Genomic DNA, 14,246 nt, shown 5'->3' on the forward strand with positions numbered 1-14,246 from the left:
ATAGACATCCCGTAAATGCTGAAGGATGAGGGATTAATTCACTCTCTCGGTCAGCCTAGGGCAGGGCTCGGGATAGCCCCCCGAGCCCCTTTCCTCTTCACGTGTATGACTATTCAACCAGACGCGCAGCCTGTCAGGTCAGCGCGTTGTGCTCCGAGCACGGCACACTCTCCACCTCCAGCCACCACGCCCGTCCACGCTGGGGTTGTGTCAGGTTGAACGCTTCACCCATTTGCGGTGTGGTGATGGCGATATTTCGCTCCCAGGCCAGGGCCAGGATGCGGTCGAAGGGTTCGTGCCAGGCGTGCATCGACAGATCGAACGTGCCGTTGTGGATCGGCAGTAACCAGCGACCTTTGAGGTCGATATGCGCCTGGAGGGTTTGCTCTGGCTGCATATGAATATGCGGCCATTCGACGTTGTAGGCGCCGGTTTCCATCAGCGTCAAATCAAACGGGCCGTACTGCTCGCCGATGCGTTTGAAACCATCGAAATAGCCGGTGTCGCCGCTGAAGAAGATCCGTGTATCGCCATCGATCATGACCCAGGACGCCCACAGCGTACTGTTGCCATCGAACAGGCCGCGTCCGGAAAAATGCTGGGATGGTGTGGCGATGAAGCGAATGCCATCCACTTCAGTGCCCTGCCACCAATCCAGTTGGCGCACCTTGCTGGCGTCGATCCCCCATTTGATCAAGGTATCGCCCACACCCAGCGGCGCGAGGAAGTATCTGGTTTTGTCGGCCAGTTTGAGAATGGACTGATGATCGAGGTGGTCGTAATGATCGTGGGACAGGATCACCGCCTCAATCGGTGGCAGTTCTTCCAGGCTGATGGGTGGCTGATGGAAGCGCCGTGGGCCGGCCCACTGCACCGGCGATGCGCGCTCGGCGAAGACCGGGTCGGTCAGCCAGAATTTGTCGTGCAATTTGAGCAGTACGGTCGAATGGCCGAGACGGAACACGCTGTGATTTGGCGCAGCCAACAGTGCTTCGCGGGTCAAGGCTTGTACAGGGATAACCCCGGCCGGGCGAGTGTTGCGCGGTTTGTGGAACAGCATGTTCCAGAAAATCCGCAAGGTTTTGCGAAAGCCTTCGCGCGGCACTGCTACAGGGTTGCGGTAATGACCTTCGTCCCGCAAAGAGCCTTTGAGGCTGGGGGCGCTGTCAGCGCGAGATGAGAGAGTGGCCATGATTGAGGTGACTCCAAGGAAACCGGTGAGGTTCCGGTGCTCCGTTGTTGGACGATAACTGGCCAATGCATGCACGCATTAGCCGCAAACTCTATTTTTTACCGCGCAATTACACTGCACAGTGTAGTTTCAAGATTGCAACAAACGAGAGAATAAGTAAACTGCGAAGTGTAATTTTCATTTCACCCGCCGAAGCCTATTTATGACAGCTGCACTGCGCCTCACCGACCGAAAACGCGAAGCCATCGTCCAGGCGGCCATTGTCGAATTCCGGACCAACGGTTTCGACATCACCAGCATGGACAAGATAGCCGCCACGGCCGGCGTTTCGAAGCGCACGGTGTACAACCACTTCCCCAGCAAGGAAGAGCTGTTCGCCGAGATCCTGAATAAATTATGGACCAGCATCAGCACCCAGCAGGACACGATCTACCGCAGTGATCTGCCGCTACGCGAGCAACTGGAAGTGTTGTTGCGGGCCAAACTGCACATGCTGGCGGACAACAACCTCCTCGACCTGGCGCGTGTGGCAATTGCCGCCACGATCCACTCCCCCGAACGGGCCCAGGACATGGTCGCCAGGCTGGGAGAGCGTGAAGAGAGCCTCACCGTGTGGATTCGCGCGGCCCAGGCCGACGGCAGGTTGAAACCCGTCGACCCGTGTTTCGCCGCGCAGCAGGTGCAGGGGCTGATCAAGGCATTCGCCTTCTGGCCACAAATCTCCATGAACCAGCCAGTGCTGTCACCCGAGATGCAGACCACCGTTGTAGCGTCTGCAATGGATATGTTCCTGGCCTGCTATCAGCTGTAGTCCCGTCCACTCGGGGAGGATTCCCTGTGGCCCTTCCTCGCCAGCTCTGCTGGGGGCGGCCTTCGCCCCTGACACCTGTACTCTTCAGGTCTATGCCTGCCTGCCGATGCTGACGCTCTACCCGCTGGCGGTAGGCACGGTGTGTTACCAGCAGGCAATCAAGTCAGTTAAGCGAACGCTGCCCCTTGTAGGAGCAGCCGGTCGACGCTCGATTGCTCGCGATGACGTTAACGATAACGCGTGTTTGCTGGATAAACGCGTCGCCCTCAGGTCCATCGTCGGAGCGCCGCCCGGAGCAATCGAGCGTCGACCGGCTGCTCCTACATTTTGCGGACATGCCTCTGGAGCAAGCCAGGGAGTTCATGGAACGCTTGCGTGAAGTCTTCAGCAACTACCGCAGCCAGGAGATCCCTGAGCTTGAGGTGAGCTTGAGCATTGGTCTCACCGCTTACCAGTTACCGTTCGAGGATGCCGCGATATGGCTCAACGAGGCGGACAAAGCGCTGTACGCCGCGAAAAACACCGAGCGCAACAAAATCAACGTTGCCACGAGCGACCCGGTCAGAGAACCCGCGATTGCCCGTCTGGCACAAGCCCACTGGATGCCCTTAGAGGATTTCCTCAATCGTGGGTACTCGGGGCTATAGTAGACCCCAGTCCCACGGCATTGCAGAGAGCACTATGAACTCAGTCAAACCCGAAGCAGAGCCTGGCTCTGAAGTCGATCACCTGCGCTTTCACCGCCCTCACGCCCATCTGGCGCCGACCTTCGGCACCGACAGTTTTGCCTTGAAGGCTGAAGCCTTTGCCCGTTTTTTCGGAACGCCGACCTTCCTCGGCGCGCAAACACTGATTGTCGCACTCTGGATTGGCGTCAACCTGGCTGGACTGACGAATTTCGATGTTTATCCGTTCATCCTGCTGAACCTGGCTTTCAGCCTCCAGGCAGCCTATGCCGCGCCGCTGATTCTGCTCGCTCAAACTCGCCAGGCGGCACGGGACAAAGCCCATTCCGATGCGGATGCCCTGCACCGTGAAACCCTTGCCCTTGCCAACGCCGAACGGCAGGTACAAGCCGCCCAGACCACAGCACAACTACTGGAATTACTTGAGCAAAACACCCGTTTGACCGAGATGACCAAGACCCTGACCGAGCGCATCGAAAACCTGACCTCCGAAATGCATCAGCATTTTGTGCGCAAGGATGAGCCCAAGGTTTGAACCCATCGCGCCGGAGGAACAGAACTAAGGCAAACGGACGCTGCGCGCCAGTTCATCGAACAGCGTCACCACCGAGCGCAAGGTGCGGCAGTCCGGGCGGGTCAGCAGCCATAGACTGGTGTCGTAACCGTGCAGGGGCTCACTCAAGGCTTGCAGTCCCGATTCACCGATCAGGAAGTCCGGCAGCGCCGCGACGCCCAACCCGGCACGCACCAGTTCGGTGACCGACAGCATGCTGTTGCAGCGGTAATTGGGCAGCACGCCGGGCAACTGCTGACGACGCCAGGCCACGGTTGGATGATCCGGCAGGAAGTCATCCGGGGCGATCCAGGCAAGCCTGGCCAGGTCACTGGGGTCGACCGATTGCAGGTAAGCCGCACTGGCGCAAACCCGGTACGACACCGAGCCCAGGCACCGCCCGACCAGATGCTGCGGCGGTGTGCAGGTCAAGCGCAAAGCGATGTCGGCGTCGCGGCGACTGAGGTTGGCAAAATCGTTGGACGTACTCAATTCGATGGTCAAGGCCGGATATGCCGGCATGAACTGCGCCAGTGCCGGCAAAAGCAAACCTTGCAGGACCGAATCGGTGCAGGTCAGGCGGACCGTGCCACTGATAACTTCCCCACCTTGCTCCACACCAATGCGCGCCGCTTCCAGCGCTTGCTCGGCACGCTCAGCCTGTTCGGCCAAGGCTTGCGCCATGCTGCTCGGTAGATAGCCTGCGCGGCTTTTCTCGAACAACTCCTGACCCAAGGCGGCTTCCAGTCTGCGCACCGCACGAAATACCGTCGACACATCGACCTTCAACAGCGCTGCTGCACGGGCCAGAGAGCCGCCACGCACCAGCGCCAGGATCAGCGACAGGTCCGGGTAATCGAGTTGATAGTGCGTTGATGCATTGAGCATTTGGGTAAACGCCAATATCGATTGCGTGAGCGCCAATCTATAGTGGGCTCCAGGAATCAACAAGCCTTGGCCGCACCAGGAGAACCACATGCAAACCCCTTCAGATAAGCCCCTCATCCATATCGCTCTGATCGGTGACTCCAACCGCGATGTCATCGCTCACCAGGCGATCCCGCTGGCGCTGACCATGGCGGCCGAGAACGCCGATCTGAAGGTGCAGTTTGAGTGGCTGCCCACCGATAGCATCACATCGGCCACCCAGCTGAATGGCTTCGACGGTTTCTGGTGTGTGCCGGCCAGCCCTTACCGCGATGTGGACGGCGCACTCCTGGCCATCCGTTATGCCCGCGAACAACAACGACCCTTTCTGGGGACCTGCGGCGGTTTTCAACACGCAGTGCTTGAGTACGCGCGCAACGTGCTCGGCTGGGCCGATGCCGAGCATGGCGAGACTTCACCGGACGCCGCCCGCGCCCTGCTCACGCCGTTGAGTTGCTCGTTGGTCGAGGCCGTGGACGGTATCCGCCTGGTCGAAGGTTCGTTGATCGCCAACGCCTATGGCGCACTGCAAATCCGCGAAGGTTATCACTGCCGGTACGGCGTCAATCCCGAGTTCGAAACGCTGCTGCTGACACAAAGCCTGCACGCCACCGGACACGACTCGGCGGGTGATCTGAGGAGCGTCGAGCTGCGCGGTCATCCATTCTTCGTCGCCACGTTATTTCAGCCCGAACGCGCCGCACTGGCCGGCACGCCCCCGCCTCTGGTCAGCGCATTTCTCAACGCCTGCGCGGGGAACCCGGCATGATCGCCAAGACACCAGCGACGCCCTACTACGCGGTGATTTTCACGTCCCTGCGAACCGAGGGGGATCAAGGCTATGAGCAAGCCGCCGGGCGCATGCTCGAGCTGGCCCGCGAGCAACCGGGATTTCTCGGTGTTGAGTCAGCCCGCGGTGAAGACGGGCTCGGCATCACTGTTTCCTATTGGGCCAGTGAGGCCGCAATCCTCGCCTGGAAACATCACGCCGAACACACCGAGGTCCGCGAGCAGGGGCGCTCGACCTGGTATGAGGCTTGTCATACACGGGTGTGCAAGGTTGAGCGCGCTTATCGGTTTGAGAAATAGTCGAGCGTCGGGGGGCGTTAACTGCCGGGCCAACGAGTACTGCACAGAGCCGCACAAAAGCACTGAAATACCGGCTCTGACACACGTAATGTCGGTATGGCGATAGCACAAGTGGCGTTCAGTTGTTAAAAGGTAATCCTTGGACATCGCTCTCTACGAAAGGACTTCGAATATGCCCGTCACCTTCCGCAAAAGTGCCCTGTTGCTGAGCCTGATGCTCGGCCTTGGCCAGGCACAGGCCACCAGCCAGCCGAGCCCGACCGCTCTGGCCAGCGCCATAGGTGTTCCACACCCGGCGGTCATTGCCCACCGTGGCGCATCCTTCGATGCACCGGAATCCACCGCGGCCTCCTACAAACTGGCGCGTGACCTGGGTGCCGACTACCTGGAAATGGACCTGCAACGCAGCAAAGACGGTGTGCTGTTTGCCCTGCATGACAACAACCTGCAACGCACCACTGACGTTGCCAGTAAATTTCCCGAGCGCAAGGACAGTCCCGCCAACGAGTTCACCCTGGCCGAACTGAAAACCCTGGATGCCGGCAGTTGGTTCAACAAGGCGTACCCGGACCGTGCGCGCCCCTCGTATGTGGGCCTGAAGATCCTGACCCTCGACGAAATCATCGATATCGCGCAAGGCAACCCGCAGCACAAACCCGGGCTGTACATCGAAACCAAAGAGCCAAAGCAGTTTCCGGGTATCGAACGTGACCTGAAAGATAAATTGCAGGACCGTGGCTGGCTGAGCCCGACTGGCTCGAAACTGGCGAAAAGCGATTTGGCGGTCGGCCAGGGCAAAGGCAAGGTCGTGCTGCAAACCTTCGAGAAGAGCAGCCTGGAACTGCTGCAAAAGGAAATGCCGCAGGTACCGAAAATCCTTCTGCTGTGGGTCGGTGAAGGCAGTATCGAACCCAAATCCAATGTCAGCTTCGCCGCCAGCGGTGAAAAGGACAAGGCCGCCTGGTACGCCAGACAGGAACCCAGGGACAAAGCCGAATTCGAGAAATGGGTCAACTACGCCAAGGCTCAAGGCGCCATCGGTACAGGACCTTCGGCAGCCCTGACCACAGGTGGCGATCAAAGCTATTCGGACCTGGTGCAGCCGTGGATGAACACCTTCACTCACGACAAAGGTCTGTTGGTGCATGCCTACACCATCGACGAACCGGTGGATTACAAGAAGGTGATGGACGCCGGCGTTGATGGCATCTTCACCAACCGCGCCAGCGAGCTGCTCAAGTACTTCAAACGCCCGGCGCCGGCCAGCGTCGCGCAGTTGCTTGAGGCTAACGGCTATTAAATGATCAATCGGCCGTGAGCCGGGGCGTATAGCGCCCCATGCAGGAATGGGCGAACGAAACCGTCAGCGCTGAGGTGCAATTAAGGGTGAATTAAGTTCGGCGGACTACGCTGGTCCCACTTAAACAGTTCACCCCAAGGAAAGAACTCATGAAAACATTGACTGCCCTGTTCGCCGCTGCTGCCTTGACCCTGACCGCCGGGCTGGCCCGGGCTGACGTGCGCCCGGATCTGATTCCGGGTCTGCTCAAAGATGGCAGCATCATGGACCTGGAAAAACTCAACCAGGCCGCCCTCGCCCAGCATCCAGGAACTACGGCAGCCAACATCACCGACACCGGGCTTGAGAAAAAAGGCGCGGATTACGTCTACCAGGTCGAAATACGCGACGCCAAAGGTGTTGAGTGGGACGTGCACCTGGACGCCAGGACCGGTCAGGTGCTGAGCAACAAACAAGACAAGTAACGGGAACACTGTAAAAGCCGCGCGACCTTTGGGTCGCGTGGTTTTTTTTGCGTTTTAGCGCAGAACACAAAGCCCGCGTTCGCGCTCGATCACCGCCGGCTCCCGACGTTATGCCGAGGTACTGACCAACGAGCCCGAGGTGCTGCTGCTCGAGCTCTGCAAGGCTTGCAACAGCGCGGCAGTAGCGGTCTGCAATGAGCCTGAGGTGGTCGCGATCTGCGATTGCGCAGCGGCCACTTCGGCGGCTTTTGCGTCTGCACTTTTCTGACTCGCTTGAGCCGCTTGCAGTTGCTTGTGTTGCTCCTGCAATTGCTTTTGCAGTTCAGCAATCTGCTTGCGCAGGGCTTTCACCGCATCCGACTCGCTACTGCTGCTCGTACTGCTGCCGCTGGCCGCCGGTGCACCGCCTGCTGCGACCTTCGAAGTGTCGGTGGCGGCTGAGGTGGCTGAGCTACCTGCTGCCGTTGACGAGGTGCTGTCGGTCTTGCTGGTGTCGGCACTGTCAGTGATCGTGGTTTTGCTGGACGTTGTAGAAAGGCTTTGATTGATCGAAACGGAAGTGACACTGACCATGGGTGGTTGATCCATGTGAGTTTAGGGATAACCTCCTCATCGACGTAAGCGGTACAAGCTTGAGATTTATCGTGTACCGGCCCGGATACCGAGCCGATACACAATCACGCCTGGAGGTGCCCGGTCATGCACTCAGACGTGCAGTCACCTCGTTCAGTTGCCCCGACAACCCGTGCAGATTCTGGCTCGCCGCTTCGGTGCGCTGCACGTTATCCAGGTTGGTACTGGCGATGCAGGTGATCTCGGTGAGGTTGCGCGAAATATCTTCGGCGACCGAGGTCTGCTGTTCGGCGGCGGTGGCGATTTGGCGGTTCATGTCGCGAATCGCTTCCACCGCCACAGTGATGCGCTCCAGCATCGCACCGGCCTGAGTGACCTGCTCGACGCTTTCCTCACTGCGCGACTGGCCACTCTCGATCGCCTGGGCCGCATCCACTGCGCCGGTTTGAACAGTCTGGATGATTTGATTGATCTCGATGATCGACGCCGCAGTGCGCTGAGCCAGGCTGCGCACTTCATCCGCGACCACGGCAAATCCACGCCCGGCCTCACCGGCACGGGCCGCTTCGATGGCCGCGTTGAGCGCCAGCAGGTTGGTCTGTTCGGCGATCCCGCGAATCACTTCCAGCACCTTGCCGATGCGCCCGCTGTCGGCCTCCAGACGCCGGATAACCGTAGCGGTATTGGCGATTTCACCGCGCATTTGAGTGATGGTGTGAATCGTCCCCTGCATGACCTTTTCGCCCTGCCGAGCAGAGTGATCGGCATCATCGGCAGCCCGCGCCGCGTCGGCGGCGTGGCGGGCGACTTCCTGAGCGGTGGCGGACATTTCGTTCATCGCCGTGGCGACTTGATCGGTGCGGTTGAATTGCTCGTTGGTACCGTGGGTCATGAGGCTTGCAATGGAATTCAGCTCACCGCTGGCACTGTCCAGATCCGAGGCACTGCGCTGCAAATGGCTGAAGGTTTCTGCGAGAAAATCCCTTAGCGTATTGGCGGCAACGGCCAGCTTGCCCAACTCATCCTGACGATTGCTCGCCACCCGCTCGGCAAAGCGACCCTGACTGAGTTGCGCCACATACTCGATCAGCTTGCGGATCGGCTCCACCAGATGGCGGTTGACCAGCCACAGGCTGAACAGACCGATCAACAGGCCCGAAGCAAGCATCACCACAATTCCCAGCAGCACAGTGCGATCGGCGCTGGCGCTGATCAATGTCGATTGCTCGGTGCCTTGCTTGCGTAACTCGTTGACCAGCTCGCTCATTTGTTCACTGGCGGCGCGGTCCACGCCTTTGACCGCAGCGTCTCCGGCCGTTGGATCAGCACCTGCCGCCAGATAAGCGTCGCGGCCCTTCTGATAGGCCGTACCCAAGACCCGGTGTTCCTCACGCAGTCGCTCAATGCGTGTCTTGAGCTGTGCATCGATTCCAGGTTGGCTGGCCAGCTGGCCAAGAATGCCCTGAACATCGCGCTGGCGATCTTCAAACTGCGTCCAGTACTTGTCCAGGTCAGCCGGCTGCTTGCCACGCAGCAGGACGTTTTTCCATTCCTGTACCTGAACTTTGAATTGCAGGTTGGCCTCATCGATCAGTTGTGAGGTGTGCAGCGGGCCTTCGATCAGATTGTGATAGCTCTGAACACCGCTGGAGAGAAAGTGAAAGCACGCCAGAGCAATCAACAGCATCGCAATCAAGCTGCCGCTCAGCATTGCCAGAATTTGAGCTCTCAGGGATTTTTGCAAAAACATCGAGTGGGATCTCATGACAGGGATAAAGCAGGCCATCTAGGGGCATGCATGACGTCTAGACATCCCTGTCACCAACAACCAGGCCTATGGCCAAAACACGAAAGATTACGTGAGCGTGATCGGCGCGCTGTTCGCATTCTTTAAAGGGTTCCGACCACTGGTCATCGCTCACTCGCCCGCGTCGCCAAACTGTCACAAAACCGTCAAACAGCCTTGCCATGATGCGGTTCAAGTGAGCCTGTGAAACGTCCTACAGGCACCTCCCGCCAGCGAGACTCCATGAACCACAGTATCGACCAACGCCATCGCGACTCTGATCTGTTCGGCCTGCTCTACGGTTTCAGTTTTCGCCCCGGCGAACGCGGCCGTGAAATCGATTCGGCCAAGGCTCTGGAATGCTTGAAACAACCCGCTGACACAGACGAGTTTCTCTGGTTGCACCTCAACCTGGCCCACGCCGCCTGCGAGCGCTGGATGAAAACCCATCTGGATTTGCCAGAAGAATTCTTCGAAGCGCTGCATGAAGGTTCACGTTCTACACGCATCGAACACGTCGATACGGCGCTGCTGGCAGTGGTCAACGATGTGGTGTTCAACCTGAGCAGCATGGTGTCTTCGGACATCTCGACCCTGTGGGTCTGCGCCCGCAGCCGCCTGATCATCAGCGCCCGCCTGCAACCCTTGCACTCAGTGGACAAGCTGCGTTCCTCGGTCAAGGCCGGTGAACGCTTTCGCTCGCCACTGGAACTGCTGGTACATCTGCTGCGTGATCAGGGCGAAGTGCTGACCCAGATCGTGCGCAAAACCAGCATCAGCGTCGACCAGATCGAAGACCAGCTATTGTCCTCGCGCCTGTCCACCAACCGCGCCGAACTGGGTACAAACCGCCGGGTGCTGGTGCGCCTGCAACGCTTGTTGGCGCTTGAACCGGGGTCGTTGCTGCGGCTGCTCAACCGCCCACCGCAGTGGCTACAGAAGGAGGACGTCAAGGAGCTGCGCAAGTCCACGGAGGAGTTTGCGCTGATCATCAACGACCTCACGGCCCTGGGCGAACGCATCAAACTGCTGCAAGAAGAAATCGCCGCCAACCTCAACGAACAAAGCAACCGCACCCTGTTCACCCTGACCGTGGTCACTGTGCTGGCGCTGCCGATCAACATCATTGCCGGCTTCTTTGGCATGAACGTCGGTGGCATCCCGCTCTCGGGCGACCCCGAGGGCTTCTGGATTCTGGTGGCACTGGTGGCGACCTTTACCGTGCTGGCCGGGCGTTGGGCATTTCGCAAGCGCCAGGATTATTGAGTCAAGCGGGCTTGCACAATCCCTGTAGCAGCTGCTACGGATCGCGTTGCGGCTGGGGCTATCGGGCAGTTTGTATTGGCTGTTTACGCAGTTGTTCCAAGCCTCGCTCAACAACTGAAAAAATCCCGGACCGGGCAATCGGTTCGGGATTTTTTTATCCAGCGAATCAGACTCAGGCAAGCGCAACACGCATTTCGTCGAAAAATCAGCGTATTAACGACCTTTTGCTCCAGCATCCGCTGGATTGCACTTCAGTTTGTTACCTTTGTGCCGACTCTTTAGAGACCCAACGTATTCAGGAGGGGGAAACCGTGAATTTGTATATTAATCAGCTTCAGAACAAAGCTGACTTCAAAAACGCCATCTACGCTGGCGATATCTTCCTGAACACCCAGCTCAACGCAGCCAAAGAACTGTGCGCATTCGCCCAGCAAAGCATCACCGCGGCGTTTGACGGCGAGACTGATCACCAGTCCCTGCACACGCTGATGCCGGTCGAAGAATTCGTCATCCAGGTAACCCGGCTCAAGGGCCAGTTCACCAACAGTCTGCAGGTCAAGGAGCTGATTCGCGCCTTCACCCTGGAAATTGGCGCCGACCCCAAGGACTACATTTTCGATGTGCCGCGCATCCGCGTGGTGCCGAACTACGACTACCTGCACGCCGGCATCAGTTATGCTTACAAACCGCACCGGGACACCTGGTACGGCGGCGTGGACTGCCAGATCAACACCTGGATGCCGGTTTACACCATCGCCCCGGACCAGACCATGATGATCAATCCGGGCTACTTCGATGTGCCGGTAAAGAACACCTCGGCGCAGTGGAGTTTATCCGACTGGATCAACGTGCAGCGTGAGCGAGCCAAGGACAACGTCAAAGAAGAAGTCCGCGTTCACCCGGTGCCGCTGGAAGAGATCAACACCTCATCGGAAATCCGTGTCGCCGGTAACACTGCCGAGATGCTGATTTTCTCTGGCTCGCACCTGCATGGCACCGTCCCCAACTACACCGAACAGACCCGCTTCAGCGTGGACTTCCGGCTGATGCACCTCGATGACCTCAAGCACAAACGCGGCGCAATCAATGTCGACAGCGCGTGCCCGGATGTCGGGGCCGGCTTCAAAGACTATTTGCACGTCCACGATTTCTCGAATTTTTCAGGAGCCAAATAATGACCAAGCGTCGCCTTACGCCTGCCGAGACCGAATACAACGAAACCCGTGCCAACGTCCTGAAACGGGTCGACGCCGAGTACGTGGCCGATGCGCCATACGTGTTCGCCAACCGCATTGGCGTGACCGCAGCATTGTCGCGCATGGAGTTGTTCAAGAAAGTCGCCGAGATACCGGGCGCGATCATTGAGTGCGGCGTGTACAAGGGCAACTCGCTGATGCTCTACATGCACTTGTCGATGATTCTGGAACCCTACGCGATCAACCGTTCGATCGTCGGTTTCGACACCTTCGAAGGTTTCACCAGCATCAACAAGGACGAAGACCCGACGGACATCAACGAGAACATGTTCTCCGACACCGACCAGTCGCTGATCCAGGACATGATCGACGCCAACGACTTGCTGCGTCCGGTCAACCGCATCCCGCGTTGCGAGCTGGTCAAGGGTGACATCTGCAAAACCGCGCCGGAGTACGTCAAGTCCCGGCCGGACCTGGTCGTGGCCATGCTGATCCTCGACACCGATCTCTACGAGCCGACCAAAGTCGCGCTGGAAACCTTCCTGCCGTACATGCCAAAAGGCGCCATCGTGGTGCTGGACGAAGTCGCCTATCGCAACTTCCCGGGCGAAACCAAAGCCCTGCGTGAAGTGTTCGACATGAACAAGATCGAACTCAAACGCCTGCCGTTCGATTCCTGCGTGGGTTACTTCCACATCTGATCGCCCTTTTCAGGCTCGGCACAACCCCTGTAGCAGCTGGCGCAGCCTGCGTTCGGCTGCGCAGCGGTCGTAAATCCTGCCTCCACGGTTAACCTGAAAAACCGCGGTGTCGGATTTTACGACCGCTGCGCGGCCGGACGCAGCCTGCGGCAGCTGCTACGGATCGCGTAGCGGCTTGACTGACTAGCTGCGAAGGCGTCATCCGCGAGATGGCTCTCGGCGTAACATCACCCTCTCGCGCACCACGTCATACGCCCAGTGGTAGACGTAGGTGTACGGCAGGAAAAACAGCAACACGCCGATGTCCAGAATCAGTGCCTGCAACAGGCTGATGTTCAGCCACCAGGCCACCAGCGGCACGCTGACGACCACCAGGCCGCCCTCGAACAGTAACGCATGCAACATGCGGGTCCAGCCATTCTGGACCATGGTGAAACGCTCGCGCATGCGGTCGAACATGCCATTGAAGAGCACGTTCCAGCCCAGCGCGATAAAGCAGTTGGCGACGGTCACCACGCCCATGTCGAACAATGGCTTATCCATCAACCAGGCGAACATTGGGGTGCACATCAGCACCGCGAAGACTTCAAAGCCAATGGCCTGGAAAACCCGTTCAGTCAGGGATTTTTGGGTACTCATGATCAGACTCTCTGGGTAACGATGGTTGCCATCATTGCCCACCAGCCCGATACTTCATAACCAATAACCATCGATCAAGGCGATAGTTCATGGCATCTCATGAAGTGCTGCTGGCCTTTGTCCAGGCCGCGACCCAAGGCTCGTTCTCTGCGGCCGCACGCAAACTGGGCAAGAGCCAGTCGACCATCAGCGCGGCCGTCGCCAGCCTGGAAATCGACCTGGACGTGATTCTGTTCGATCGCAGCAGCCGCAAACCCGGCCTGACACCCGCCGGGCATGTGATGCTGCAACGTGCCGAAGACATCCTGACCGCGACCAGTCGGCTGGAAATGGCCGCCAGCCAGCTGTCACAAGGCTTCGAACCGAAGCTGACCGTGGCCATTTCCGACACCTGGCAGTCCGACCGTTTCGAGACGTGCTTGAGCGAGTTCGAGCAGCGTTACCCGGACCTGGAACTCGAATGCCTGATCGCCGAATGCGACGATCTGGTGGCGCTGGTCCAGCGTGGCCGGGCGCAGATTGCCTTCGCCGAGATGCAGCCGAGCTATCCGGCGGACCTTGCCAGTTCGACAGTCGACGAACGCACGGAAATCGCCTTGTTTGTCTCTCGTGAGCATCCACTGGCCGCGCTGCAAAGAGTCGACAAGGACACCTTGCAACAACACCGCGAGTTGCGTCTGGCGACCATCGTCAACCCGTATGAAACCCGCGCACAAGGCCGGGTCTGGTCAGCACCGAGTTATTTGATGCTGCTGGAAATGGCTCAAGGCGGTTTCGGCTGGGCACCGTTACCGCGCTGGCTGGTGGGCCGCTTTGGCGCAGGCTCGCTCCATGAACTCACCGTGCGCGGCTGGCCACGGCCGGTGGCGGTGGATGCACTGTGGTCACGCCTGCATCCGCCGGGGCCTGCGGGGAGTTGGTTGCTGGGGAAAATGCTGGAGTGAAACCGTTCGTAGAACCTGTTGTGGTCGCGCAGAGAACACCTGTAGGAGCACGGCTTGCCGGCGATGGCGTCCTTGAGATCACCCGTAGGAGCACGGCTTGCCGGCGATGGCGTCCTTGA

Annotated in this window: 16 protein-coding genes; 11 read left to right on the plus strand and 5 right to left on the minus strand. The window is 59.0% G+C overall.

What is annotated here, in order from left to right:
* Window positions 1-133 precede the first annotated feature (133 nt).
* Window positions 134-1,192 carry an MBL fold metallo-hydrolase gene (locus AC07VR_RS30665; RefSeq protein WP_495013521.1) on the minus strand — a complete coding sequence of 353 codons (1,059 nt, stop codon included), beginning with the start codon at window positions 1,190-1,192 and terminating at the stop codon, window positions 134-136.
* Between the two features lie 202 nt (window positions 1,193-1,394).
* Here AC07VR_RS30665 and AC07VR_RS30670 point away from each other — a divergent pair, with 202 nt between their 5' ends.
* From AC07VR_RS30670 to AC07VR_RS30680, 3 genes are all read left to right on the plus strand, one after another.
* Entirely contained in the window at window positions 1,395-2,003 is a 609-nt protein-coding gene (locus tag AC07VR_RS30670; protein WP_494992713.1) for a TetR/AcrR family transcriptional regulator, read from the plus strand.
* Window positions 2,004-2,224: 221 nt separating this feature from the next.
* Window positions 2,225-2,650 (plus strand): diguanylate cyclase domain-containing protein, encoded by a 426-nt coding sequence (locus AC07VR_RS30675; protein WP_495013539.1) that lies wholly within the window; start codon window positions 2,225-2,227, stop codon window positions 2,648-2,650.
* A 34-nt stretch (window positions 2,651-2,684) separates the two neighbouring features.
* Window positions 2,685-3,224: a DUF1003 domain-containing protein gene (locus tag AC07VR_RS30680; RefSeq protein WP_494992712.1), complete on the plus strand. Its 540-nt coding sequence runs from the start codon at window positions 2,685-2,687 to the stop codon at window positions 3,222-3,224.
* A gap of 24 nt (window positions 3,225-3,248) precedes the next feature.
* Here AC07VR_RS30680 and AC07VR_RS30685 read toward each other — a convergent pair whose 3' ends face one another.
* Window positions 3,249-4,193, minus strand: coding sequence for a LysR family transcriptional regulator (locus tag AC07VR_RS30685; protein ID WP_494992780.1), 945 nt, complete (start codon window positions 4,191-4,193; stop codon window positions 3,249-3,251).
* Between the two features lie 25 nt (window positions 4,194-4,218).
* On the opposite strand from AC07VR_RS30685, the gene AC07VR_RS30690 reads away from it, so the two are divergent.
* The 4 genes from AC07VR_RS30690 to AC07VR_RS30705 all read left to right on the plus strand — a co-directional run bounded on the left by AC07VR_RS30690 (window position 4,219) and on the right by AC07VR_RS30705 (window position 7,022).
* Window positions 4,219-4,938 carry a CTP synthase C-terminal region-related (seleno)protein gene (locus AC07VR_RS30690; RefSeq protein WP_495013522.1) on the plus strand — a complete coding sequence of 240 codons (720 nt, stop codon included), beginning with the start codon at window positions 4,219-4,221 and terminating at the stop codon, window positions 4,936-4,938.
* On the plus strand, window positions 4,935-5,258 hold the full coding sequence (locus tag AC07VR_RS30695; RefSeq protein ID WP_494992710.1) for an antibiotic biosynthesis monooxygenase family protein: 324 nt from the start codon (window positions 4,935-4,937) through the stop codon (window positions 5,256-5,258). Before AC07VR_RS30690 ends, AC07VR_RS30695 begins: the two co-directional genes overlap by 4 nt.
* Window positions 5,259-5,430: 172 nt before the next feature.
* A complete protein-coding gene (locus tag AC07VR_RS30700) occupies window positions 5,431-6,558 on the plus strand; it encodes a glycerophosphodiester phosphodiesterase (RefSeq protein ID WP_495013523.1) in 1,128 nt (375 codons plus the stop codon).
* Window positions 6,559-6,707: 149 nt separating this feature from the next.
* Window positions 6,708-7,022, plus strand: a complete 315-nt coding sequence (locus tag AC07VR_RS30705) for a PepSY domain-containing protein (protein WP_495013524.1) — start codon at window positions 6,708-6,710, stop codon at window positions 7,020-7,022.
* Window positions 7,023-7,130: 108 nt separating this feature from the next.
* On the opposite strand, the gene AC07VR_RS30710 is transcribed toward AC07VR_RS30705, so the two are convergent.
* Together AC07VR_RS30710 and AC07VR_RS30715 are read right to left on the minus strand one after the other, a co-directional pair.
* Window positions 7,131-7,595: a hypothetical protein gene (locus AC07VR_RS30710; RefSeq protein ID WP_495013525.1), complete on the minus strand. Its 465-nt coding sequence runs from the start codon at window positions 7,593-7,595 to the stop codon at window positions 7,131-7,133.
* A gap of 124 nt (window positions 7,596-7,719) precedes the next feature.
* Window positions 7,720-9,345, minus strand: a complete 1,626-nt coding sequence (locus AC07VR_RS30715) for a methyl-accepting chemotaxis protein (RefSeq protein ID WP_495013526.1) — start codon at window positions 9,343-9,345, stop codon at window positions 7,720-7,722.
* A 279-nt stretch (window positions 9,346-9,624) separates the two neighbouring features.
* On the opposite strand from AC07VR_RS30715, the gene AC07VR_RS30720 reads away from it, so the two are divergent.
* From AC07VR_RS30720 to AC07VR_RS30730, 3 genes are all read left to right on the plus strand, one after another.
* Window positions 9,625-10,647: a transporter gene (locus AC07VR_RS30720; protein WP_494992707.1), complete on the plus strand. Its 1,023-nt coding sequence runs from the start codon at window positions 9,625-9,627 to the stop codon at window positions 10,645-10,647.
* 311 nt (window positions 10,648-10,958) lie between these two features.
* Entirely contained in the window at window positions 10,959-11,822 is an 864-nt protein-coding gene (locus AC07VR_RS30725; RefSeq protein ID WP_495013527.1) for a 2OG-Fe(II) oxygenase family protein, read from the plus strand.
* On the plus strand, window positions 11,822-12,544 hold the full coding sequence (locus AC07VR_RS30730) for a TylF/MycF/NovP-related O-methyltransferase (RefSeq protein ID WP_494992705.1): 723 nt from the start codon (window positions 11,822-11,824) through the stop codon (window positions 12,542-12,544). The genes AC07VR_RS30725 and AC07VR_RS30730 overlap by 1 nt, the downstream gene beginning before the upstream one ends.
* Window positions 12,545-12,742: 198 nt before the next feature.
* Here the strand turns inward: AC07VR_RS30730 and AC07VR_RS30735 are convergent, their stop codons facing one another.
* Entirely contained in the window at window positions 12,743-13,183 is a 441-nt protein-coding gene (locus AC07VR_RS30735; protein WP_495013528.1) for a multidrug/biocide efflux PACE transporter, read from the minus strand.
* A gap of 89 nt (window positions 13,184-13,272) precedes the next feature.
* Here AC07VR_RS30735 and AC07VR_RS30740 point away from each other — a divergent pair, with 89 nt between their 5' ends.
* Window positions 13,273-14,127: a LysR family transcriptional regulator gene (locus AC07VR_RS30740; protein ID WP_495013529.1), complete on the plus strand. Its 855-nt coding sequence runs from the start codon at window positions 13,273-13,275 to the stop codon at window positions 14,125-14,127.
* Window positions 14,128-14,246 lie beyond the last annotated feature (119 nt).

The organism is Pseudomonas sp. GW821-FHT02H09, assembly GCF_059421425.1.